Genomic DNA, 24,068 nt, shown 5'->3' on the forward strand with positions numbered 1-24,068 from the left:
CTCGATATGTCTGAGCATGAGGTCTTTTTACACGCAGCAATTGCTTTGAAAATAATCACTCGTCAGCAGGCGCAAAAACATTTTATTGATTTTAAGCAAACAAATGAAAAATTTTCTCAGTGGATATGTAGTAGAGGTTTATCAGTTGAACAAGTTTTGCAGATTGAACAATATATAAAAATGCACCAAACGCGCGTACAGCCTCAAACAAACCAAATGGAGCATTCCTTTTTTATTGAGTCCAATAATCCTGAACGTTTTCAAGAAACTATGGAAATCGAAACGCAACAGCTTAATCTGGTTCCAGGGACGCAGTTTAATCACTACACTATACAAAAAGAACTTGGTCAAGGTGGGATGGGAATTGTCTACCAAGCACTTGATAAAAAATTGCAGCGTGTTGTTGCGCTCAAAGTAATAAAAGCAAGTATTGAGTTAAATGATGAACAGATAAGACGTTTTGCTTCAGAAGCACGTGCAGTTGCAAAAATAAATCACTCTTCAATTGTTAAAATTTTTGAGATAGGCGATAGTCCTGAACACTATCTTGCAATGGAGTATATTCCAGGCAAAACATTAAAAGAGTGCCTTAAAAGTAAGAAATGGACACCAAAAGCTATAGCAAGGTTTATTCGTAGATGCGCTCTAGCTTTAGACTTTGTGCACAATAAAAACATTATCCACCGCGATTTAAAACCAAGTAACATTATGCTTGATCAGGCTGATAGCCCTAAAATCGCTGACTTTGGACTTGCAAAAGAAATTGATAGAAAAAAGAGTGCTAGTTCTGGATTTGTAGGAACTCCTTCTTACGCTTCTCCTGAGCAGGTGGGAGGAGCAAAAAATATCTCCTCTGCAACTGATATTTATTCTCTCGGAGCTGTTTTATACGAACTCTTGACAAAGCGTCCTCCATACCAAGGTGAATCAATACTTAATATCTTTTTCCAGATACTCAATCGAGATCTTGTTGCTCCCCGAACTTTAAATCCCGATATTCCGAGGGAACTTGAAGCGATTTGCTTAAAATCGATGAACAAATCCCCTAAAAGTCGTTATCGTAACATGCGAGAGTTTGCTCGGGACTTACAAAATTATGTTGAAGACAAACCTGTTATTGCTAAACCTCCTAGTTATGTTGAAAAAATGGCAAAGTTTGTTAAACGCAATAGATTAATTTCTTCCCTTATATTCTCTACATTTTTGGCATGTTTAGTGGTGATTATTTATCTTTTAGAAGTAGTGAAATTAAAAGAAAATATGCTTGATCTAGAAATAAACATCTCTAAGTTACAAACAAAAGAGAAAAATCTTATAAGCGAAGGACAAAGACTCAAAGACGAGGGACAAAGGCTCAAAGACGAGGGACAAAGGCTAAAAAAAGAAGAGAAAAAGCTTATAAGTAGTATTGCTCAGCAAAGGAGAGAAATAAAGAACCAAGAACATAAATTAAAGAAGCAAAAGAAAAGTTTTTACCAGCAAGAAATTGATTCTCTGCATAACAGTATTCAGCGCGATGGTAATAGTAAAGATATTGAAGATCGATTGGACAAAATACAATCCCTTGAAAATTGGGAGTGGCGGTGGTTGTATCATCAAAAAGATAAGTCATTACATACTTTTAATTACAATAAGGAAGGAGCTATTTATAGTCATTTTGAGCCAAATGGTTTAGTGAAATCCTTTTTTTCCCACCGTTCTTTTGTATGGAAACTTAAAGGTAAAAAGCAAGCTGAATATATAAAAAAAGCTAATATTATGTATAAGAAGGAAGCTCTTAAAAATATAAAACTTAGCCCTGATAAAAAAACGTATATTTGTATATATTCAAAAGGGGTTATTATTTTAGAAAATTATCTAACAAAAGAGAGAACTGTTATACAAAGGCCTAATAAAAATATAAATGAGATTGCGGATGTTAGTTTTCGCGAAGATAGTAGGAAAGCGCTTGTTTGGGGACTAGGAACTATTTATATTGTTGATTGCATTCAAGCAAAAATCGTGCTTACTATCGATATCTCAGGATTGGGGATAAATCAGTCGTATTCTTGCTATTTTATAAGTAAAGACACTTTGTTGTTTTGTTCAAAAACTCACGTATATAAAGTTAACTTAAGTAAAGTGAAGAAGAAAGTTTTAAACTTTACGGAAACTTTGCGTAGTAATAAGTCTATTATCGAAGCAATCAATTTTTCATATATTTCTACTATTGAAAAATTGATTCGTACGCCTAAGTTCTGGGTTATAGCAAATAATAGTACTTTGTATATTTATAATTTACAAAATAAACGTCTTTTGCCTTTATCTACGAACAATAGACTCGAAACAAAAGGAATGGCTTTGTCTCCTGACCAAAAATATCTAGTTTCATGGGATAATAATAATATACGCTTGTGGTCAGTTGATAATAAAAGAATGATAGGGTCTTTTTTCGGGCATGTTTTTAAAATTACCGCATGTAACTTTTCGAAGGATAACAAATATTTATTTTCCCATGATTTAACTGGAAATGTAAAGGTTTGGAATCTATTAACAAAAAATTCTCTTAACTATAAGAATACGTCTATTTTACATAGTAAGACAATCGATAATTTATTGATAAATGTTGGTACAGGCAAAGTAACTATTTGGAATTTGCAAAACAAAAAGCTACTGGGTAAGCATATAACTATGTTAGAGCATAACTCTGTTGATGCTATTAAAATCGCTCCTGGTCGCTATCTCATTATTGCGGGGCACTTAGCTAATAATGGACTTTCTGTATTTGTTTGGGATGGTAAAAATTTGCTCTTAGAAAAGTTTTATAGTAATATTCATCAAAAATTTTACAAAACCAAGAGGCCTTCTAACCGAGCAAAGAATAATATTCCAAATTGCTTTTTTGTCAAATACCAAGGAGAACAGCTTCTGGTAACAACATTTCTAAACAGTGTTTTTATTTGGGATAAACGTTTATGGAATGAAAATAACGCTTCTCCGAGACAAATATTTACTCTTGATAAACGGAATATTAGAGAAATTATCTATAACGAGTATTTACAATGTTTTTGTATTATCAACAATGTGAATATTTATTTGTGGAAACCGTTTACTCAAAAGTTTAAGACTCTTGATTCTCGTGTGATAAAGAAACAAACTCAGGTTGGTGACTATAAATCTGCTGTTTTGTTTGATCGTGGCCAAAAAATTATAATTGGCGATGAGAGAGGTCATATATTTTTGTTTAAGTTGAAAACTTTAAAAGTAGAGAAGCTTTTTCAAGGACATTTTGACATGGTGACAGTTTGCCAACTGAATAAAAAAGAAACTCGCTTGATTTCTACTGATGTTAAAGGAAATGTAAATTTTTGGGACATGACAGATGATCGTTTTAATCTAAGTCCGTTACTTAAAGTGAAGTTTTCTTCGCTTTACTCTTTCACTTCTATTAATCAGGTAATCATAGTAGAGGAGGGACCAAAAACTATTAAGAACCATATTTTGTTTACAAGTCGCGAAGCTACTCGTATTTTAGACGCCCCTTTCATAAAAATAAAAAAATAAAAAATTTTAATTGTACATTCAACTAATTAGCCGTTAGAATTTACGCAATGTCACGCAACATTTTCATATGAATAATTGGGAACAAACCATGGCACAAATACACAACTTTCAATGCAATAATTGTGGTGCAGCAATGAGAATGGCAATTAGGCCAAACAACGCCTTAATACATATCACTTGTCTACGTTGTCGACAGGTTGTTTTTAACAATCAAGGATCTGTAAATCAAAGCCCTGCCACAAATCAAAATCCCTCAACTTCAATAAAAAAACAACCAGCTGGAGCACAGCTTGGAAAATCTTTCGGCGATATCAAAGTACCACCAGCAATTCCTCAAAGTAAGCGTATCCGCATTAAAGACCAGTATACAATGAAAAAGCAGCTGGGAGAAGGGACGATGGGTCGCGTATTTCTTGCTCATGATGATAAAAATAATGAAGATGTTGCGGTGAAAATTTTGGTCAATACCAATGAAAAACTTCGTAAATACTTTCAGAGAGAAGCATTGGTACTAAACGATCTACAGCATCCTAATATAATAGGATTTAAAGATTGTGGTAACCATAATGGACGATTGTTTATTGTTATGGAGTACATAGAAGGACAAACCTTACTGGATCGATTAAAATCAGGTCCCATACTTCCACACCATGCAGCTCACTTAATGAGTTATGTTTTAAGCGCTTTGCACTATGCTTATCAACATAACATTGTCCATCGCGATATTAAACCAGCAAATATATTTATTACTAAAAATCGCGAAGTTAAAGTTATTGATTTAGGTTTGGGGAAGGTAATAACTGAATCTGTGGATTTAACAAAAACAGGGCAAATTATGGGTACGTGTTTTTATATGCCTTTAGAACAAATTCAAAGATCAAAAGCTGCTGATCATCCTGCTGATATATATGCTGTAGGAGCTACTCTTTATCATATTCTTACAGGCATGGCTCCCTTTGAGGAATGTGGGCGGACTCTTGATAAATTATTTTACGCGAAATTAAAAAATAACTATATTGGTTTAAAAAAACGCAAACCAGATTTACCTGATGAGATTATTGGTATTGTAGAGAAAGCAATGGGACACAAGCCCGAAGATCGTTATAAAACTGCAGAAGAAATGCGTTTAGAGTTACAAAATTTCTTGCAAAACCACAAAAAATAAAATACGCTGCGATAAAAGTTATTAATTAGAGCGTATATGAATATTAATACTAGTTTGCGATGCTTCTACATAGACTAAAGTCAATTACCTCCAATGAGTGACGAAGTAAAAGCTTTGTTGATTTACGATATTCCGCGTCGGCTAAAGGTGATTGTTCTTGAAGATTGCGTACACTAAAAACTGAATACAAAGGATATTTTAAAGTGTACGCTGATATAGTTCTTAAGGCTTAAAGAAATGCAAGTCCTCCCGTGGGAGGACAGTTGACTAGTTAGAGTAGTGTCGTAAACCAACATCTTTCCTATATGCTTTGAGTTATAATAAAAGCTAATCGAGAGTGCTAGTCTTTGAATGCTACAAAGCGCGCCCAACATGAGGCAAGTTCCATACCTTTTTGAATAAAACATCCAATAAAATAACGACCACTTTCCATTTGTGCAATTTGATTACCTATATTTTCTGCATGAATAATTCCCTTAGGGAATAAATTAAGGTGCATATCTTGGTAGTACTGATCTAAAGGATATACCTCGTCCCATTCCTTACCGTAAACCTCTTTTATCTTGGCGTTTGCTTCTTCGAATGTTTTAGGATGCCATAATCTTTGGATTGTATTCATAGGGTGTTCCATGGCAACGCAGTCTATCGCTAACCATTTTATTTCTTTTTCAATGCACCACTGAGCAAAATCAGGTGACGGACCTGGGTGACGAATCATATAACGAAATTCATTTGAATCAGGACTGTTCCATCCATACTTGTGATAGCCGGTTTTTATAAAAAGTATATCGCCCTTTTGTACATCCACTGCTTTTTCGATCATTTCAGGTGTATAAACGCTTGTATCACTCACATGTTCAGATATATCAGCAACAGACCCTGGCCCAAACCACTTGTCAAATTCAGTTTCGCCAATTGTTTTTCCGCCTGCATGGAAATGTTTTTCACCGTCCATGTGGGTTGCTAGGTGAAAGCTTGCCTTACAATGTGCATTATTACGACCAAGTCCGAAGTATTGTCCACCGACTCGTTTATGATAACGTACACTAAGAGGCTCATAGTTAGCCCACTGTGGTGTTTGCACACTAAAAGGTAGGGTTAGATCAAGCATGGTTGTTTCGTTCATTGCCGTAAAAAAATCTTGCTCATCCATATTCTCTGGTGCTTGAAGAGCAACAGCACGGCACCATGCAGATTCGACTTCCATAAAAGGAATAGGTTGGATCATTACCCAAGCGCGTTTGTTACTGAGTTCTTTAACTTGTCCTCCCAAAGACTCAGCAAATAGTAGACCTGCTTTAGGAATAGTAGTATGAGTTAGTTCATAATAAGCATCTGGAGGAAAACACTCATCCCAACTTTTGTCGTGGGTTTCTTTTAATTTAGCTTCAGCTTTTTCAAATTCCCGAGGATGAGCGTAACGCAGATTGGTATTCATAGGATGTTCAGCAGAACCGCAATCAACAGCAATCATCTTCAGTTTCATATCAATTGCCCACTGAAAAAACTCTGGCGAAGGGCCAGGATGTCTTAAAAAGTAGCCAAATTCTTTGTTTTCGACTCCACCTTGAGCATTATCGTTGTATATATCAGGTTGATCGTATCCATATTTATGGTAGCCAGTGTTGATAATTAAAATATCACCTGATTTTACTTTTGCTCTTTCGGTGATCATCTCTGGTGTGTATAGACTGTAATCCGACACAGCATCCGATATATCGACAACAATTCCTTCTCCACATAAATCGGTGAGAGGAATGTCGGCAATTGCTCTTGATCCTGAGTGAAAAGCCCGTGGACCGACAAGGTGAGTACCTGTGTTATTTGACCATTCAATTAATTGACCATTGGCCCCTTGTCCACCACCAAAAGCTCCTGTTAACCTCTTAAAAAAATGTACTTGAAGGGGCATCTCTCCTGGCCAAGGTGGTGTAAAAATACTTAATGATTGTGTTAAGTCGTACCATTTGGCATCGCTAAGTAAACGCATGGATTTTTGTTGATCCATATTTTTTTCCTTACTAAGTGTCTACTAATGTAAAGGGTATGTGGCGTACTGCTTGCACCCTAATGTAAAGCGTACAAAATAATTGTTTTGTTGCTTTTTGTCAAACACTGAATAACAAAATGCCCCAGGTTAATAAAGATAAAGAACCTAAATAATCGTAAAATCCATAAAATAAAAAAATATGACCTTGCTATTTTTTAACACAAAATTTACAATAAATATTGTATAAATATTCGTATATAATATGAAAGGGGTATGGTATGAAATATTTGATTCTTTTTCTTCTCATTCCTGCATTAGCTCTTGGTAGTTTATATGCAGATGATGAGAGTACAACTACAAATGCTGCCGCAGACAAACCAGAAAGTTTTATGGATAGTCCTGTAAAAAATAGTGAACTTCCTGCCGTTTTTGGTATCGAATTTCATGATGATTTACTACGGATTTTCCGTACTGGTAGTGGTTTCGGACCATTTTTAGAACAAAACCATGGTCAACTAGGATTAGGACATGTTCTTCAGTATCTAGCTGACTTAGGTGCACATCGCCATTTTGGAGATGCTGACAACATTAAAGGTGAAGAATTAGGAAACGGTCGTTTTAATTTTGGTAATACAGGCCACAATGAGTTTGGTTTTGTAGAAGGTGATTTTGAAACATTTACTTCTGCGATTTCAAATTTTGTCTCAAACTTTAATGCAAGCAGTGAAGTATTTAACTCTGTTATTATGCAAGGTGAAAGTACTTTTTTTAATTCTTTAGGGCAAGAAACAACAGAAACAGATCCTGCTTCTGTTTATGATGGTTCAGATGCAGGTGCAAATACTGTTTCTGTATATGCTGGAAGAAATACAGCAGCAGCTCCTAATAGTTCTAGTTATTATAATTATGGCTATTCTAGTGACGCTGGAGATTACACCAATGAAATAGCGCTTGCTACAGTTACAACTCCTGATGGTGTTTTTGAATTAAATGCTTTTGGGGTAACAACTCCTATTGTTTTAGACATGGATGGAGATAAGCGTTTACAAGCATCTGCAGGAAAGTGGTTGCCACACTTTTCTTTTGAAAAAGGTTTAAAAAGAGCTTTTGATATCAATGGCGATGGTTTTCCTGAAGTGATTGAATGGGTTGGTCCAAATGATGGTCTTTTAGTTCAATATACTGGTGGAGAAATTAACGGTAATAACCTTTTTGGTGATGCTGGTGGTTTTGACAACGGCTTTGAAAAACTTTCCCTACTTGACAAAAATAGCGATGGTGTTCTTAAAGGCGAAGAATTAGAGACTCTAAGTGTATGGCAAGATAAAAACAGCAATGCTAAAGTAGATAGCGGCGAAGTTCAGTCACTACAAGAACTGAATATTACTTCTATTGGTACAAAGCATCGTTTGTACACTTCTTCTTTCGAGCAAAATGGTGAAACTAAAATGTTGTGGGATTGGCATCCAGCAACATTCACTGTAAAAAAGATTAAGTAATTTTTATTACAAAAAAAACCGTAGTTTAAACTGCGGTTTTTTTTTTGCCTTTTTAGGAAGTAAAATATGCTATATAAAAAAATGATTATTGTTTTTGTTTTTTGCATTCAAGTGCTTTTTGCAGATAAATGGGATATCTCTCGTAAAGAGCTAGAAAAACAAGGAATAAACTATAAAACATTGATAAATTCTATTTTATCTGAACAACATCAATTTGTTTTAGCTTACAGCATTCTTAGTAAGGAAGATAAAGCTAAAGGCAATGTCTATGCTCTTCATAAATTTACTCTAGAAAAGGATGGAAAGATAGGAGTACATACAGTCAAGTTACCTATCTTCTTTTTTGGTGGTATTGCGTTAACAAATAAGGGGCGAAGTGCTATTGTTGTTGGTAATTACGGTACTAAAATTCTTCGCGTTAGCACGAAATCTTTGAAGTTTAAAACTATTTATGAGTATAAAAAAGGTGTTTCTGGTTATAAAGCAAATGTTTTTACGGTGGGTCATCGTGGTAAAGTTTTTCTGGACGGCTATTTCTACGATGAAAACCAATTTTCTCAAGGTGATTATATTGTTGAATTTATTGAAAAGCGCAAGAAAAAAACTGTTGATTTTGTCAAGAAAATTGATTTAAAAAAGCTTTACAACAAGCTTGGTGGGGTGCCAAAAGTTATGAATCTCCATACAGGAGATATTGCTTATATTTCTGTTCCAAATTATAAAGAAAGACAAACTTATCTTCATTATTATAATAAAGGGAAAACTGAAATTGTCGACAAGGGATTGTTAATTGGGGCGTTTGCAGGTGCACATCACCGTCTTTTTTATACAGTGCTTCGCGATAAAAAAACGAGAAGAAGTTATGTCAAAGATTTAAAAACTAAGAAAGTTTGGGAATTTGGCAAGCCGCAAGTACCTTATACTTATCCTTTTATATCAAAAGACGGCAAAGTTATTTTAGCTTGCACTGTTGATATAAAAGAACAGCGTATGACTGTATATGTCGCTCGCGAACAAGATGATTACAAGTTACATGTCTTATTAGATGATGTAAGCGTTGGTCCTTTTAAACTTTCAAATAGTGGTGATTATTACCTTTACTATAATAATAAAGGTATTGCTGTTGAGAAAATGAGTTCTAAAGAGTAGGTTTTTTAGCATAGCCATTTGCATAAAACCACATTACTGCTTCTTCTAAAGCTCTTTCGACTGAGGTGATGGCATAACCAAGTTCTTGTTGTGCTTTAGTGCTGTCAAAAAACATATACTTTTTTGCCATCTTCACCCCATCGAGAGGGATTGGCGGAGTTTTTCCGAGAAATGAAAAAAGTCCTTGGCTAATTGCTGCAGAAGTATAAGCGATAAAATAAGGCATTTTGACTTTTGGAGCAGGCAGAGAAGTTATTTTTTCAAGTGTCTGTAACATCTCGATAAGTGTTAAATCTTTCCCTCCTAAAATATAAGACTCTCCTACTTTTCCTTTCTTGAGTGCTAATATATGTCCTTGTGCTACATCTTTAACATTTACAAAATTCAATCCTGTATCTAAATACGCAGGCATTTTTCTTTGCAAAAAATCAACGATAATTTTTCCTGTAGGGGTAGGTTTGACGTCGTATGCACCTATTGGTGTACTTGGGCTGACAATTGTAACTGGGGCACCTTCTTTAGCGAGCTTTTTTACTTCTATCTCTGCGAGAAATTTAGATTTTTTGTACTCTCCTACCATATCAGCTACAGTTGCAATGCTTTGTTCATTAACAGCAGTTCGATCTTTGGCTAGTTTAAGAGTAGCTACAGAGCTTGTGTAGACTATTTTCTCAACATTATTTTCTACGGCAAGCTCAATTAACTTTTTGCTTCCGTCGACATTGATTTTATAGAAAATACTTGGGTCTTTTTCCCATAAAGTGTAGTGCGCTGCGACATGAAATAAATATTTACAGTCTTTTAGGGCATTTTTTAAAGACTTTTCATCTAATAGATCTCCCCGGCAAATCTCTACACCAAGATCTTTAACGTGTTGTTGAGGATCAGATCTAAGTAATAATTTTACGGGGATTTTTTCGCGAATAAGAGCTTTTGCAACACTATACCCTACAAACCCAGATGCTCCTGTTACTAATGCTTTCATAAAATAACTTTCTTTAGAAAGGATAATCAAGTCCGGCAAATATTGCACTTCCTTCGTCACCGTAACCAATATCCACAGCGGCAACAATTTGCGATCGAACTACAAAACGAACTCCAACACCAAATACAAAACGAATATCGTTAGGTGAAACAATTTCACTAATAGAGTTAGCTACCTGTCCTATATCTGTAAAAATAGCTGTTTCTATGTCGAGACTAATACCACTTATAAGCCAGCGATACATACGTATACGCTCTTCAATATTTAATAAAATTAAATGGTTGTCGTAGAAACGGCCATCACCGTAACCCCTGAGCGTATCTGAACCTCCAAGAGAACTCTGCTCGTAGAAAGGTAGATCTTCACCGTCTACGAATTGTACTAAACCGCGAACTACAGTTAGGTACTTGCGTTCATCATCGAACGCTAAATATGTTCTTCCTTCCATTCCATAACGACGAAAAGAAAAAGAACTAAGAATAGGCTCCTGACCTACTTCGAAAAATACGCGGCCATAAGAACCCATTGTTGGGGTAATTTGGTTGTCACGACTGTCGTATGACAAAGACCATTTAAGCGATGTTGTGTAGCTCCCATCAACTCCTTCTTCGTCGGGAAATAGGTCTTCTAAACTAGGAACATCGTCAACCACTCCATCACCTGGTTTTAATGCGCGAAAAGAAAGACCAATGCTGCCAAATATGTTTTCCCACAGTTCTTTGCGCAAATCAGCGAATGCTTCAAATTTTATTAAAGTAAAACTCGTTTCGTCGTCTTCTTCTGAGTCAGCTCCGATTCCATGAAAACGTTCTGTTGGACTTCTTTCAAATATAGTTTGACCTTTTAACTGCATATCATGGCAATAAAATTCATTGTGTTGATATTCAAATAGATATGTCCAAAAATTTTCTGTGGAATGAGAAAATAGTAAAACATACTGGATATTTTCGGTAGGAAAAGCAAAATAATTTACATCGAGAAAAACACCTGTAAATTCATTATAAACTAACAAAGGGGCCACAATACTATCAATGTGACCATTGGTTTCTGATATAACAGCAAGTAAAAAGCCATATGTATTTCCTAAGTTTGGATTAGATGAAAAAATGGGAAGTGGAACGGCAAATGATTCATCTTCTGCTGCTTGCAAAAGAGTATCAGATTCTTCTATAAAATTTTCGGAATCTTGCTCTATATCAAATTCAAAGGGATTTTCTTTAGGAACGAGAAGTTCAGGGTTTTGGCTAGTAAATTCTGGCAGGAGTTTGTTTTCTTCGCTCTGGTTTTGAGCATATAAAACAGAAAAGGCAAACAAAAATATAAGTATATATTTCATTAGGCGCACCATCTGGAAAGATCCAGGTATCATAAGGTTTGATTTTTTTATTGGAGTAGAGAGCATGTGCTCTCTACTTCAGTAACTTACTTAGGGCTTGGGAAATGTGCCATTTTTCTTTTATCCACTAGTGGTTATTTTTCAATTGCAGAGCTGTACTATGCTCATTTAAAATATCTAGCTGATGAATAAATTTTTGTGATACATTATTTTTCAAACCTCTTATTTGTTGATTTTTTCTTTACGTTGTTCTTTCGTCTCGTATGGTTCGATGGTGTCCTTTACTTTGCTCAAGTCTACTTTGTAGGCAACAGGACGGCGGCTTTCGTCGTAACATCTTTCCCACATTTGAATAAACTTCTCTGCTGAATTTTCAAGGTCGTTTGTCTTTACTCCCAAATTGTTTAAATCGCGAATAACATCACCAATTAAACCAATGTGGGCAAAACCTTTGGTATCAAAATCGCTGCCTACTCCATTTGCAAAACGATCACCTTGTAATTGCTGTTGATGTTTTGTTTCGAATTTAAAACCACTAGCAGAACAAGCATCTTTACCATCAAATCTAGGAAGTATTTGAGTAATGAAACCGTTCAAATCACTAGCAAAAGCTACTTGTAGGTTCAATTCACGAGAAGCGAATTGGTACATTTGTGCAAAAGAAACAGACGAACCATGGCAACAGTTTTTTACTGGCGATTTTTTGTAGCCTAGAGTTTCATCTTTACCTGTACGTAGTCCAAACATTCCTCCTGTAGAGGCAATGATGTGCGCGTACTCGATAGATGTAGATTTTTCTTCTTCGCCTTTTGCGCCAGCCATTATTTCGCGGATATGCCCATGTGAAACGAAAAGTGGATAGTGTTTATTGCTTTTTGAAAGGCCAAATGTTGTTGTAACAGCGCGCTGAGACATATGAGCAATATCTATGAGCATATTGCGCTTCATCATTTCATTTATCAGTGTACTTCCTTCTTCTGATAAACCAACTACATTCATACCATTTTCATCTTGTTTAAAGCCAAAATCGTTTTCACCGCGCATATGTTTTTGAGCAGCTTGGCGAACAGCTGGAGGTAATTCTTTCCAAGTACCAGCGCTGTAGATCGCGGCAAGATTTTCTTTTACGATATTTGTAAATTCGCTTTTATCTTTACCATCTAGCATATTGCGAATAGCTTGGAAAACATAGAAAATCGGATGGTGAGGTGCTGCACCAGAAAAACGATTGTTTAGTTGATGTACAGGTTGAAGAGAACGAATACCCATTTCGTAGTACTCATCAAGTTGTTTAACCAAATCGTTATCGCCGAAAGGATCTGAAGTTTCGATTGCTAGTACTACTGCCAATTTTCCTTCATGAATAATGCGGCGAGCATCAGCAGGAGACAATGCTATTTCATACCAGTCGTGCTCTTTGTCAAAACGCCAAGCAGCTTCGATTTGACGTTTAATAGCAGGAATATCAGAGCATCCCCACTCTTTAACGCGGTGTTTTTCGGGTATAACATGTGCCAAAGGTTCGAAGTTTACTGCAGACATCACAATAATGTTTAAGCCTTCTTCATGCGCTTTTTTTAACCAGTCAGCATGAACTTGTTGGTGACTAATTGAGTCCCAACGTGGCCATCCGTTAAATTTAGGATAACCACCTGTACGTTCTAAGTGAATACCTAAAAAACCTTCGCCTATAAGATAACCGTGGTCATTCATACCACTACAAGCGCACAAAGCTTCTTCTTGTGAACCAGTATGAGAACCATACAACCATCCACCACCAAAAGCATATTCTGTCATTTGGTGAATGTGAATATCTGCAAATCCAGTTACTGCTTTACCAGTGGTTGCTGTATTTTCGTCAGCAAACAAACAAAGGTTAAAAATAAGAGCAGCAATAATGAATTTTTTTGTAGATAACATAACTCTCCCCTAATAAATTGAGAAATCTTTATTTCGTGCCTTTCTTCTTGTAACTTAACTATTTTGGATAGAGTTACAATACGCTTTCAAAGTATCTGACTATTGCCTAGGCGTAGTTATATAGAAAATTGAAGTGGCACGCTCTAATAGTCTAAATAGTTGATTTATTTTAGGTTAGTTGTTATATTTTGTCAATGAATATATTCCTGTTTACAAGAGCTCTAGACAAACCACTTTTTTAAGATTTGCTTAACTGGTAAACCTATTACATTATGCAAATCGCCATCAATTTTGCGAATGTTTTGTATGTTTTCGATATCAATAGCTCCAGCACGTTCTAAAACATTATTAGTGTTTATATAATCTTGTATTTTTTGCTGCGACATAGGTTCCATTTCAATATCTGTAACAAAACAATCGCAACAGTATCCATTTGCTAAGGAGTAAATGCAAACTCCTGTAACCACTTGATGTTTACTACGAGATAAATTCCAGATCATTTCATATGCTTCATTATTGTTTTTTGGCTTACCTAGAATTTTATTGTTTAGAACAACAATTGTGTCAGCGGATAAAACCGCAAAAAATTTTCTTTGTTGCAATAAAATTTGATGTTGTTGTATTACATTTTCGGCCTTTTGCCGAGATAGTTCAATAACGGCTTGTTTAGGGGTCCAATTTTCATTAATATTTTCGGTGATGTTCGCTGGAATTACTGTAAAAGAAATCGCGAACTCCTCCAATAATCTCTTGCGTTGAGGTGAATTAGACGCTAGTATGATAGGGTGTTTTTTGTTGATTTTTTGCATTGTTTATTAATCCTGAGGATAAAATGCGCGGTTATGGAAAAATTATTTTGTTTGGGGAACATGCAGTTGTTTACGGCTATCCAGCGTTGGCAACAAGTATTGATGTTGGAGTGCGATGTAAAGTTACTTCGCACGAATATTATGAATTGTATGTGCCAAGTGAATCATTAATTATTACTAACGAAGACGATCATGTTCTTGGCCAAGTATTTAACAAAATTTTGTCTTATTTTCCACAAAAAAAAGATTATTGTCGCATAGAACTTTTTCCCGAAATTCCTTTGGGAGCTGGTTTAGGAAGTTCAGCGGCTACTTCTGTTTCTATTATTCGTGGGTTATTAGCTTTTCATGAGCTACATTGGGAAAATACCAAGGTAAACGAGGTTGCTTTTGCTGCCGAAACGATTTTTCATGGTACGCCGTCAGGAATTGACAATACCATTGCATGTTTTGGCGGGATGTGTTATTTACGAGAGGCAAATAAATTCCCACGACCACAAGAAAGTTATAAAGAAATACCTTTACAAAAATTAACCATCTCTTTGATGCCCTCTTTGCCACAACCTCTTTCTTTAATGATTGTTAATACTAAACGAGAACGCAATACTAAAAATATGGTTTCTAAAGTGCGTAGATTGCGTGAGAAAAACTTGAACTTTTATGATGATATAATGAAAAGAATCGGTAGTTTTCCTCAACAAGCTATAGAAGCTTTTGGCAATAATAATATGAACGTTGTCGGTGAATTACTCAATCAAAATCAAAGTTGTTTGCGTGAACTAGAAGTATCTTGCGAAGAAATTGATTTTGTGTGTGAAAAAGCCATTGAATATGGAGCCTTGGGAGCAAAGTTGACTGGCGCAGGTGGTGGTGGATGCGTAATTATTCTAATTTCTAATAGAAATGAATTAGAAAAATATTTAGTGGGTCATGGTTTTGAAGTTTTTTACGCTCTTTGTGGTTAACAAAGGAAATGATGTAATGGATCAAATAGAATTTCTTTATGCAAGTGTAGGTGTTTCTATTACTGATAATTCAGCTGGCTATGGAATAAAAAAGTTTTTAGAGTATAAAAATAACGACATGCCTGACAATGTGAAAAAAATGTTATGTTCTTTACAGGAACGTTGTCGAGAATATGAACATGTATTTAGCGTTTTGGCTCGTAAAACGCCGTATGTGGCTTTGGTTGCAAAACATAATGCTAAAGTGACACTTGTTATTCCTGCGCAAGTTGGGATCGAAAATAACAAATTTTGCATTGAGGGTAAAGTTGTACATGATTTGAATACTCTATTACAAGATCCTAAAGAAATTCAGTGGGAAATTCTGGTTGGGGATGATGTTGGCGAAGAGAAATTAGCGCGTCTGGGACAAGAACAAATACGAGTTATTTGCGATTGTTTGTATAGTGATACGGAGAAACAACGGACCTTCCTACTTTTTCGAAAGTGGTATGGTGTGGGTCCTACAAAATCGAAAAGCAGTTTTTTACTTGTTTGTTTGTTGACGATTGTGTTTTTAACTATAACTGTTTATTTACAACGTGATAAGATTTTAATTTTATCACAAAGTGAATTCCAGCAACGTTTGTATAAAGGAAACCTCTCTTTAGAGTTGCCAGGTAGTGTTAAAAAAGGCTTATTCTCGTTACAAAAAACTATAAAAAATATACGATTACACGTTGATTTATTGAATACAGAAAATCAAAAAAATCAAGAAATGTTGAATAACGAAGAAGAACAATTAAAAGACCATCAGTCATTGATTAATAAAGAACACGCAAACGAAGCACTTGCGCAATTCCAATTAGAAAAATTAGAAAAAGAGCGTAAGAAACAGAATTTTTTGAAAAAAATTATGACCGTTTTTTCGAAAAAAATTAAAAAGCAAAAGCAAAAAATCGCTGAAATAAGTAAAAAGATAGCTTCTCTAGAAGCGCAGCGCAAGGTAATGGTAACTAATATAAGTAGTTTACAGAAAAAAAAGCAATCTACAGAGTTAGAAAATGCTCTATTGCTATTTTGTATAAAAGTAGAACATTACTTCAGTAAAGAAGTACCAGAAATATATTCTTTGCAATTACCCATCCTAGAAGAAAATGAAAAACAAGTTAGCACCTTTGCTAGAAAAGAATGTAGTTACTCACTAAACAAAGAAGAACAGCAAAGTCTAGAAATACTTTTGCAATATGCACAGAAAATAGCTTTGAAAAAACGCGCTCTTAAATTCGGAAAACAAGCAGTAAAGAATGATTTCTTTTCACGTTTTTTACTTGGAATTTTTGATGAAAAAGCGTATGTACTAGAAAAAGAAATTCCACATATACAAAAAATGCTTCCTATAGAAGAACATAAAGATTTTCAAATTCTTGTCGATTTTTATATGAATGTCTGTTTACAAAACAAGTAGACCAGAGCATAGGATTCAAAATGCAAAAATTTATTTTCTTATTTTTATTGTTGTGCCTAGCGGTAGCAGAAAATTCCCTCACTATCGGTATAAAATCAGCGCCACCATTTGTTATTTTATCAGAAACAAAGCCGCAAGGATTTTCTATTGATTTAATTGAAGAAATAATAAAGAGTATTGATAAAGATATAAAGATTGCTTATCGCGTAGATCAAGGAATGTCTGACCATTTGACAGCAGTAGAAGAACAAAATGTTGATTTGGGAATTGCAGCTACAACTGTCACATTTGAGCGCGAAGCGCGTATGGAGTTTTCTCAACCGTTTTATTATAGTGGTTTAGGTGTGTTAGTTCGCGAAGAACGATCAGCAAAATGGAAATTGATTTTTTCACAAGAAACTTTCATTCTTCTGATTTCGTTAGGCATTTATGTTATTGTTATCGCGAATTTGATATGGTTCCTAGAACGAAAGGAAAAAACTTTTATTCCTACTTGGCTTTCAGGAATTGCTCAGGGAGCTTGGTGGACAATTGTAACCATGTCGACTGTTGGTTATGGTGACTTTTCTCCTAAAACACGAGCTGGCAGGTTTTTGGCTGTGTTTGTTATTTTTAGTGGGATTTGTTTATTTGGCCTTCTTATTGCTTCTTTTTCTTCGGCATTAACCGTGCGTAATATACATGGTGATATCAAAAATATTCACGACACAATGTCATTTCCTGTTGCTGTTGTCAAAGAAACAACAGCAGAAAAATATATGGCTAGAATACACACAAGCCTCTTACGCACCGAATCTCTGGATTCAGCTTTAGAAATGTTAGAATTGGGAAAAGTTAAAGTTGTGGTCCACGACATGCCTATTTTAAAATATTATATGAAAGAGAATACTCAACCGAATTTAAAATTGATTGAAGGAATTTTTTTTCCTTCCGCTTACGCAATATCTTTTCCAATTGCAAGCCCATTACGCAAAAAAGTCAATATCCGTCTTTTGGAGATTATGGAAAGTGAATTGTATAGCAAATTAATACTAAAATGGTTTGGAAAACGAGAATAAAATACCTAGGAAATATTTAGCTATAGAGGTAATAACATGTTTGTTTAGTATAAAAAATGATGTGCAATTTGATAGTGAGGTTCGTAGTTGCAGAGTGATGTTCCATATGCACCGCATTACCTTGCTTTATATTATGTGTCACAACTACGTCTGATGAGGTTTGAACTACGACGTGCTACGAGCATTAAATTTATAAGTAACTGGTTAAGTTAGCCTTATCTTGATGTGGGTTGTAAAAAAATATGAGTAATATAGTAGTGCCCTTTACTATTTGCCACTACCCCAATACCTGTTTTTATGAATTTTTTGTCAAGTAAGTTTAAACGATGGTCTTTACTTTCTAGCCAAGCTTGAATAACTTCATTTGCTACAAAATTTCCTTTGCTGATAAGTGCTAAGTTTTCTGCTGCTAATAGAAATTTAACTCCTGAAAGAGATAAACGGCGGCTTAATTTTCTGTTTTGCGGGTCGGTGTGAGAAAAAAAATCTTTTTCTGCCATATATTTACTATAATTTTCAGCGATCTTTCTTAGCTTTTCATCTGTAACAAGAACAGGAAGTTTGTATGTTTTTCGTACCTTATTGCTTTCTGCAAGAATGGATTCAGCAAGAGAATACATATTACTACTAGAATAAAAACTAGGGGTAAAAAAACTAGTACATGAGCAAAACGTAATTGCGACAAAAAAGAAAATGTAGTGCATTTTTACTCCTATGGGTGGGCAAAAATATCTGAATGAGATATATTTAAAACTACAGATTTTTTTTGAAACATTATTTGCTTATTTTGAATCCATTTTTTGAGTGCAAATTTATCTGTTGTTTCGTTAATGGCATGATACATGAATTCCAAAATATAGTGAACCATATTTTGATGAGAGTAGTTGATTACCCAATTACTATTACCAATATGAATATTATAACAAAATGTATTTAGCAATACATCCACTATTTTTTCTGTGCACTTTGCCCCCATTGCGCAACCAAAACTTTGCTGACGGATCATGTGCTCTTCATATAATTTTATGTATGTGTGATCTTCTGGAAGTTGTGGGGTAAAACTCATCGATTTGTAATTTAATGTAGTTAATAATGATGTTTTACTAAGTGATATTTTTTTGGCAAAATTTGTAAATTGTTCAAGAGAGAATAAGTCGAATACCGCATTGGCTGTAATTAGGTTTATGTTGTTAAAACTATTTATATCATGAACTGAATGTTGCTGAGTTTTTACATCACTGAAAGACTTTGAACGGCAAATTTCGAGTAAATTAGAGTCATTGTCCACAAGAGTCCACGAATCGTTTACAAATTTTTTGCGATAATATATGAAATTGTTGCCTGTTCCTGTTCCTATGTCCATAATATTAATTGGTGTAGAAAAATACTGTAGAGCGTTTTTTTCGATGCAGTTGTTACGCGCGTTATTGTCAAATGCTTCGCGCTCAGATAACCATCCTTCAGAAAACGACATTGCATTCCTTTTGTAAAATGTGTTTAAATTTTGCCGATGACTCTTCCCAGGAAGGCAGAGAACGACGCCTTTTTAATGATTTTTCCTGAAGAGAACTACGAATTTTAGACGATGTGATTACTTGTTGTAACGCTAGTGCTAACTGTTGTTGGTTATTTGGAGGGACAAGGAAAGCATTGTCACCTAGGACATGAGGAATTGCTCCTCCTGTCGTAGAAATGATAGGCAACCCATAGTTAACTGCTTCTGTTAAAGCCATTCCGTAACCTTCGTAGTGAGATGCTAGTACAAAAATATCTGCTTGGTAGTATTGTTTTTCTAGTTCTTTACTTTCTAATTCGCCTTTTAGAGTTACTTTTTCATTTAAGTTATATTGCTCGATCAATTTTTTTAGATTATGTACTGTCGTTAGATCGCGATTTAAACTGCCCACGCATGTCAAATGCCAAGGTAGATCTCGTATATCATTTAAAGCCTTAATCAGTATATCGTGACCTTTTCTTTGAGTAATAGTTGCAACACATAACAATTGAATTTTTTCTTGTTTTAAGGATAGAGGCACCAGGATTTTTTCTTCATTTCCTGGACAAACTACAGATATGTTTTCGGGTTTTATGTTGTATAGCTTGTCAAGCTCACAGCGTGTAAAATCGCTAGTCACAATAATGTGTTTTGCTTTGTGTAACATTGTTTTTTCTATAGAGAATAGATATTCCTTTTGCGCAAAGGTTAGCCCTTTTTCTTTACACAAAGGATGATGAATTAGTGCAAGATACGATTGCGATTGATAAGAAACAAATGCTGGTAATGCTAGACCATCAATCACTGTTAAGTCTGTCTCGAAAAGTTGTTGTGGGATGTACATCTCTTTATTTACAAAAGGGAAGTTTCCAGATAATTCTACGATGTCTACTTGACAGTTTAATTGCTTTAGACCACAAGTGATTTTTTTGTCATAGATATAACCACCTGTCAGTTGATGAATAGATCCTGGTATAACAAAAGAGATCGCCATCTAGACATTTCCACTGAAAGAGGCCCAAGCAGTATGTGATTCATTTAGCGTTACTTTTAAAGAAGTAACTAAAGAATCGTTTAATTTATCTCCGACCTGTTTGAAAATGTGTTGCGCCAAAAACTCCGTGGTTGTGTTTTTGCCTTTGAATTTTTCAATTTCATCTAAATTTTGGTAGTTTATCTCTTGCAAAACATCTTTCACTATTTGTCCTGCTATTCCCATATCAATTACAATGCCGTTTTCATCTAGTTTTTCCGCAATAAACTCTACATCGACAACATAAGTACATCCATGCATATTTTGCGCGGGGCCAAAAATATCCCCTTTTAATGAATGAGCAATCAATATATGCTCTCTGACACCAACACTAAACATATTATATTCCTTTACAAAATTGAGTCTGACACGAAAAATTGAGTCTGACACGAAAAATTGAGTCTGACACGAAAAATTGAGTCTGACACGAAAAATTGAGTCTGACACGAAAAATTGAGTCTGACACGAAAAATTGAGTCTGACACGAAAAATTGAACACGAAAAATTGAGTCTGACACGAAAAATTGAGTCTGACACGAAAAATTGAGTCTGACACGAAAAATTGAGTCTGACACGAAAAATTGAGTCTGACACGAAAAATTGAGTCTGACACGAAAAATTGAACACGAAAAATTGAGTCTGACACGAAAAATTGAGTCTGACACGAAAAATTGAGTCTGACACGAAAAATTGAGTCTGACACGAAAAATTGAGTCTGACACGAAAAATTGAGTCTGACACGAAAAATTGAGTCTGGCACGAAAAATTGAGTCTGATACGAAAAATTGAGTCTGACACGAAAAATTGAGTCTGACGCGAAACTTTACATGAGATCGATTCCAAAGCTTTTAGTTAGGTTTACATATTAGTCTATTTACTTGTATAGTCTACGAGATAGGCTAAATTATTTTGGGTATGATTTTCAATATCTTCAAATTGTTGTGCTAAATTTTCAAATGATATTTTTGTAGTAATATGGGAATCAAAAATTGGATTTTTCAATAATGAAAAAACTAGGTCTTTACGCTTTTTATAAGACCAGTTTTTTTGTTTTTTGCTTGGTATATTTGATACTTGGGAACAAATAATTCTTTTACGCATCGAGTGAAAAGTTGTTCCTAGGTTTACCGAAATATTTTTAGTCCCATACCAACTTAGTTCTATTACGCGTCCCTCAAAATTGACAGAATCAATAGCTGTTTGTAAGCCAGAACTTGAGGCACTGCAGTGAAAACTTATATCATAAACTTTTGGTTTATCTATGACTTGGAAACCTATTTGACGTGCTAATGCTTGTTTTTTCGGGCATATGTCGTAAACATCTACTGAAACTCCGGGTATTGAGCTTGCAACTCTGGCTATCAAAGAGCCAATGATACCAAATCCTACAATTAATATCTTATCACCAATTGCAACGTCTCCATCCCAAATAGCTGTTACTGCAGTTTCCATGTTACTTGCTAATGATGCGCGGCAGTCAGGAATATCTTTTGGTACTATGTGCAAATGTTCTGTAGCTATGTCGCAAATATTTTGATGAGGATGCAAGGCGTGAACTGTGGAGCCTAGTAAACACTCTGTACCTGAAATTACTTTTCCTACAATAGAGTAGCCGTATTTTACTGGAAAACTAAATTCGCCTTCCATGTATGGACAACGCATTTGTTTGTACATGGATATTGGAATTTGGCCGCCAAATACGGTTTTTTCTGTTCCTGGACTGATATTTGAATAGGTTGTTTGAACTCTACAAAAACCAGAAGGTAAATCAGGTAGTTTTTGTTGTTGTAGAGTTGCGCTTTTTGGTTTAGTGAACCACAATGCTTTGGCTATTGTCACTTGGGAACTCCAACAAACATTACTTCATTAGCCATTGAGAAAAATTTTCCATTAGTAAATCGCTGTGCGTCTTTGATGTTATCTATTGTTTCTGAGCTAGCCACTCGCATACCATTCCCGATTAACATCGGTGAAATGTGAATTTGCATAACATTGAGAAGGTTATTTTGTGCGAAAGAAGAGATAAGTTTTGCCCCTCCTTCTATATAAATTGAATGAATAGCAAAGTCATAATATAGTTTTTTTAGCAAGTGATTTAAAGAAATTTGCCCATTTATTTTGGTTAATTCTATTATATTCAAAATTGAATGGGCATACGGTTGTGTTGTGGCGTGGATAATTGTATTGGTGTCAGCATCTATTAAACTGGAAAAATCTAAATTTTTATCACCACCAACAATTACTCTAGTTGGGCAATTACCATCAACATGACGTACGTTTAGTTTTGGATGATCGTAGGTTACTGTATTTTTCCCTACGAGTACAGCATCGCACAATGCGCGCATACGATGTGCGTGAATTAAATTCTCGTTATTTCCAATCCATTTAGAGTGCCCTGAGTTAGTTGCGATACAACCATCTAAAGACTGAGCGGTGTGACTTGTTGTATACGGTATATTGTATTGTTTTGCATATATATTTGCAAAACAATAGGGAAGATACAGTGTTAAATAATTGGCAATATAGTTAGGAATATTATTTTTTGACCAAGTTAAATTTAACTTATTGTCTATAATAACTTCGTTTAAGGACGTTCCATTACTAGAGGAACCAATGTATACAGATACTTTGTATGTAGCATTTCCACATGCATCTTCGTTAATAAATATATTTTCACTACCTTGTTTACCAAAAAGTAAATGGCAAGTATGGACTTTATTGCTTGTTTCTTTTACTTTTTGGCGTAATAAAGAAAGACAAATCCAACAACTATTTATTATTTCATTTTTCATGCATTACAAATCCAAGAAATGCCCCATGCGATCTCGTTTGGTTTTTAGATAGTCGATGTTATCATTGTACGATTTTAAATTTAATGCTACTCGTTCAGTAACGGTAATAGGTGATTGAGTAAATTGTTCTAGTTTTTTTGGGTTGTTGGTGATTAGACGCATGTTTTTTATTTGTAGGTCACCTAAAATGTGTACGGCTATTTTATAATCACGTTCGTCAGATTGAAAGCCTAGTTTAATATTGGCCTCTATGGTATCAAGCCCGTCATCTTGGAGATTGTAAGCACGTAATTTGTTTACAAGGCCAATTCCTCTACCTTCTTGACGCAAATAAATGAGAACACCACTGCCTTCTTCTCCCATCATTTTTAAGGAAGCATGAAGTTGTTGGCCACAATCACATCGCCTTGATGTAAATAGATCACCGGTCAAACACTCAGAGTGAATGCGAACAATTGGATTTTGCGAAAAATGTTTTTCTCCTATAGAAAGTGCGAGGTGTTCTTTAGTAGATTCATCTTGATATAAATGGAGATTAAATTGACCATAGTCTGTTGGAATCCTTGTTGTTACAATTTTCGAAATCATAGTTCTGTTCCGCTCATTGATTTAGTATGTGATATGTTTCATATAAAATATTGTTTTTATTGAGAAAAGCAAGAAAAAATACATAAGGTACTAGGAAAAATGTTGTAATCAATTAAACTTTTGGTTAGAAACTAGGGTGTGCGACATTTATCTTCCTTGTAATTTGACTCTTTTGGAGGTTATCTTTGTTACTTTTCAATTGCAAAGCATGAATAGGCCCTTCAAAGTACCTTGCTATTCCCCAAAATATCACATATTATATAAAACCTAAATGTCGGCATACCTTAATGATTT

At 35.0% G+C, this 24,068-nt stretch carries 19 protein-coding genes; 7 read left to right on the forward strand and 12 right to left on the reverse strand.

What is annotated here, in order from left to right:
• Window positions 1–6 precede the first annotated feature (6 nt).
• On the forward strand, window positions 7–3,543 hold the full coding sequence (locus tag UABHE_RS01345) for a protein kinase (RefSeq protein WP_372368359.1): 3,537 nt from the start codon (window positions 7–9) through the stop codon (window positions 3,541–3,543).
• Between the two features lie 88 nt (window positions 3,544–3,631).
• Window positions 3,632–4,708 (forward strand): serine/threonine protein kinase, encoded by a 1,077-nt coding sequence (locus UABHE_RS01350; RefSeq protein WP_372368360.1) that lies wholly within the window; start codon window positions 3,632–3,634, stop codon window positions 4,706–4,708.
• Between the two features lie 340 nt (window positions 4,709–5,048).
• On the opposite strand, the gene UABHE_RS01355 is transcribed toward UABHE_RS01350, so the two are convergent.
• On the reverse strand, window positions 5,049–6,716 hold the full coding sequence (locus tag UABHE_RS01355) for a cyclase family protein (protein ID WP_372368361.1): 1,668 nt from the start codon (window positions 6,714–6,716) through the stop codon (window positions 5,049–5,051).
• Between the two features lie 260 nt (window positions 6,717–6,976).
• Here UABHE_RS01355 and UABHE_RS01360 point away from each other — a divergent pair, with 260 nt between their 5' ends.
• Both UABHE_RS01360 and UABHE_RS01365 read left to right on the forward strand, forming a co-directional pair.
• On the forward strand, window positions 6,977–8,197 hold the full coding sequence (locus UABHE_RS01360; protein ID WP_372368363.1) for a hypothetical protein: 1,221 nt from the start codon (window positions 6,977–6,979) through the stop codon (window positions 8,195–8,197).
• A gap of 66 nt (window positions 8,198–8,263) precedes the next feature.
• Complete coding sequence (locus tag UABHE_RS01365) at window positions 8,264–9,346, forward strand: hypothetical protein (RefSeq protein WP_372368364.1); 1,083 nt, start codon at window positions 8,264–8,266, stop codon at window positions 9,344–9,346.
• Here UABHE_RS01365 and hpnA read toward each other — a convergent pair.
• From hpnA to UABHE_RS01385, 4 genes are all read right to left on the reverse strand, one after another.
• Entirely contained in the window at window positions 9,336–10,331 is a 996-nt protein-coding gene (gene hpnA / locus UABHE_RS01370; protein WP_372368365.1) for a hopanoid-associated sugar epimerase, read from the reverse strand. The two genes, UABHE_RS01365 and hpnA, sit on opposite strands and share 11 nt — an antisense overlap.
• A 13-nt stretch (window positions 10,332–10,344) precedes the next feature.
• A complete protein-coding gene (locus UABHE_RS01375) occupies window positions 10,345–11,667 on the reverse strand; it encodes a BamA/TamA family outer membrane protein (RefSeq protein WP_372368366.1) in 1,323 nt (440 codons plus the stop codon).
• Between the two features lie 222 nt (window positions 11,668–11,889).
• A complete protein-coding gene (locus UABHE_RS01380; protein ID WP_372368367.1) occupies window positions 11,890–13,587 on the reverse strand; it encodes a membrane dipeptidase in 1,698 nt (565 codons plus the stop codon).
• 221 nt (window positions 13,588–13,808) lie between these two features.
• On the reverse strand, window positions 13,809–14,396 hold the full coding sequence (locus tag UABHE_RS01385; RefSeq protein ID WP_372368368.1) for a nucleoside triphosphate pyrophosphatase: 588 nt from the start codon (window positions 14,394–14,396) through the stop codon (window positions 13,809–13,811).
• 23 nt (window positions 14,397–14,419) lie between these two features.
• Here UABHE_RS01385 and mvk point away from each other — a divergent pair, with 23 nt between their 5' ends.
• From mvk to UABHE_RS01400, 3 genes are read left to right on the forward strand one after another with little or no spacing between them, the layout of a single operon-like run.
• Window positions 14,420–15,361, forward strand: coding sequence for a mevalonate kinase (gene mvk / locus UABHE_RS01390; RefSeq protein ID WP_372368369.1), 942 nt, complete (start codon window positions 14,420–14,422; stop codon window positions 15,359–15,361).
• A 16-nt stretch (window positions 15,362–15,377) separates the two neighbouring features.
• Entirely contained in the window at window positions 15,378–16,808 is a 1,431-nt protein-coding gene (locus UABHE_RS01395; RefSeq protein WP_372368370.1) for a hypothetical protein, read from the forward strand.
• A gap of 20 nt (window positions 16,809–16,828) precedes the next feature.
• A complete protein-coding gene (locus UABHE_RS01400; RefSeq protein ID WP_372368371.1) occupies window positions 16,829–17,866 on the forward strand; it encodes a transporter substrate-binding domain-containing protein in 1,038 nt (345 codons plus the stop codon).
• Between the two features lie 215 nt (window positions 17,867–18,081).
• Here UABHE_RS01400 and UABHE_RS01405 read toward each other — a convergent pair whose 3' ends face one another.
• From UABHE_RS01405 to ribA, 7 genes are all read right to left on the reverse strand, one after another.
• Complete coding sequence (locus UABHE_RS01405; protein WP_372368372.1) at window positions 18,082–18,570, reverse strand: CAP domain-containing protein; 489 nt, start codon at window positions 18,568–18,570, stop codon at window positions 18,082–18,084.
• 8 nt (window positions 18,571–18,578) lie between these two features.
• Window positions 18,579–19,340, reverse strand: a complete 762-nt coding sequence (locus UABHE_RS01410; RefSeq protein ID WP_372368373.1) for a class I SAM-dependent methyltransferase — start codon at window positions 19,338–19,340, stop codon at window positions 18,579–18,581.
• A complete protein-coding gene (locus UABHE_RS01415; protein WP_372368374.1) occupies window positions 19,327–20,355 on the reverse strand; it encodes a glycosyltransferase in 1,029 nt (342 codons plus the stop codon). Before UABHE_RS01415 ends, UABHE_RS01410 begins: the two co-directional genes overlap by 14 nt.
• Entirely contained in the window at window positions 20,356–20,733 is a 378-nt protein-coding gene (locus tag UABHE_RS01420) for a 6-pyruvoyl tetrahydropterin synthase family protein (RefSeq protein ID WP_372368375.1), read from the reverse strand. It lies immediately after the preceding gene.
• 531 nt (window positions 20,734–21,264) lie between these two features.
• A complete protein-coding gene (locus UABHE_RS01425; protein WP_372368376.1) occupies window positions 21,265–22,233 on the reverse strand; it encodes a zinc-binding alcohol dehydrogenase in 969 nt (322 codons plus the stop codon).
• Entirely contained in the window at window positions 22,230–23,186 is a 957-nt protein-coding gene (locus tag UABHE_RS01430; protein WP_372368377.1) for a RibD family protein, read from the reverse strand. Before UABHE_RS01430 ends, UABHE_RS01425 begins: the two co-directional genes overlap by 4 nt.
• A 3-nt stretch (window positions 23,187–23,189) precedes the next feature.
• A complete protein-coding gene (ribA, locus tag UABHE_RS01435; protein ID WP_372368378.1) occupies window positions 23,190–23,774 on the reverse strand; it encodes a GTP cyclohydrolase II in 585 nt (194 codons plus the stop codon).
• Window positions 23,775–24,068: the final 294 nt, after the last annotated feature.

The sequence above is a fragment of the Candidatus Uabimicrobium helgolandensis genome (genome assembly GCF_041508025.1).
Lineage (GTDB): Bacteria > Planctomycetota > Uabimicrobiia > Uabimicrobiales > Uabimicrobiaceae > Uabimicrobium > Uabimicrobium helgolandensis.

Bases quoted from the DNA above. Each gene is read 5' to 3' on its own strand.
- UABHE_RS01345 (WP_372368359.1), top strand. From the start codon at position 7: ATGTCTGAGCATGAGGTCTTTTTACACGCAGCAATTGCTTTGAAAATA.
- UABHE_RS01350 (WP_372368360.1), top strand. From the start codon at position 3,632: ATGGCACAAATACACAACTTTCAATGCAATAATTGTGGTGCAGCAATG.
- UABHE_RS01355 (WP_372368361.1), bottom strand. From the start codon at position 6,716: ATGGATCAACAAAAATCCATGCGTTTACTTAGCGATGCCAAATGGTAC.
- UABHE_RS01360 (WP_372368363.1), top strand. From the start codon at position 6,977: ATGAAATATTTGATTCTTTTTCTTCTCATTCCTGCATTAGCTCTTGGT.
- UABHE_RS01365 (WP_372368364.1), top strand. From the start codon at position 8,264: ATGCTATATAAAAAAATGATTATTGTTTTTGTTTTTTGCATTCAAGTG.
- hpnA (WP_372368365.1), bottom strand. From the start codon at position 10,331: ATGAAAGCATTAGTAACAGGAGCATCTGGGTTTGTAGGGTATAGTGTT.
- UABHE_RS01375 (WP_372368366.1), bottom strand. From the start codon at position 11,667: ATGAAATATATACTTATATTTTTGTTTGCCTTTTCTGTTTTATATGCT.
- UABHE_RS01380 (WP_372368367.1), bottom strand. From the start codon at position 13,587: ATGTTATCTACAAAAAAATTCATTATTGCTGCTCTTATTTTTAACCTT.
- UABHE_RS01385 (WP_372368368.1), bottom strand. From the start codon at position 14,396: ATGCAAAAAATCAACAAAAAACACCCTATCATACTAGCGTCTAATTCA.
- mvk (WP_372368369.1), top strand. From the start codon at position 14,420: ATGCGCGGTTATGGAAAAATTATTTTGTTTGGGGAACATGCAGTTGTT.
- UABHE_RS01395 (WP_372368370.1), top strand. From the start codon at position 15,378: ATGGATCAAATAGAATTTCTTTATGCAAGTGTAGGTGTTTCTATTACT.
- UABHE_RS01400 (WP_372368371.1), top strand. From the start codon at position 16,829: ATGCAAAAATTTATTTTCTTATTTTTATTGTTGTGCCTAGCGGTAGCA.
- UABHE_RS01405 (WP_372368372.1), bottom strand. From the start codon at position 18,570: ATGCACTACATTTTCTTTTTTGTCGCAATTACGTTTTGCTCATGTACT.
- UABHE_RS01410 (WP_372368373.1), bottom strand. From the start codon at position 19,340: ATGTCGTTTTCTGAAGGATGGTTATCTGAGCGCGAAGCATTTGACAAT.
- UABHE_RS01415 (WP_372368374.1), bottom strand. From the start codon at position 20,355: ATGGCGATCTCTTTTGTTATACCAGGATCTATTCATCAACTGACAGGT.
- UABHE_RS01420 (WP_372368375.1), bottom strand. From the start codon at position 20,733: ATGTTTAGTGTTGGTGTCAGAGAGCATATATTGATTGCTCATTCATTA.
- UABHE_RS01430 (WP_372368377.1), bottom strand. From the start codon at position 23,186: ATGAAAAATGAAATAATAAATAGTTGTTGGATTTGTCTTTCTTTATTA.
- ribA (WP_372368378.1), bottom strand. From the start codon at position 23,774: ATGATTTCGAAAATTGTAACAACAAGGATTCCAACAGACTATGGTCAA.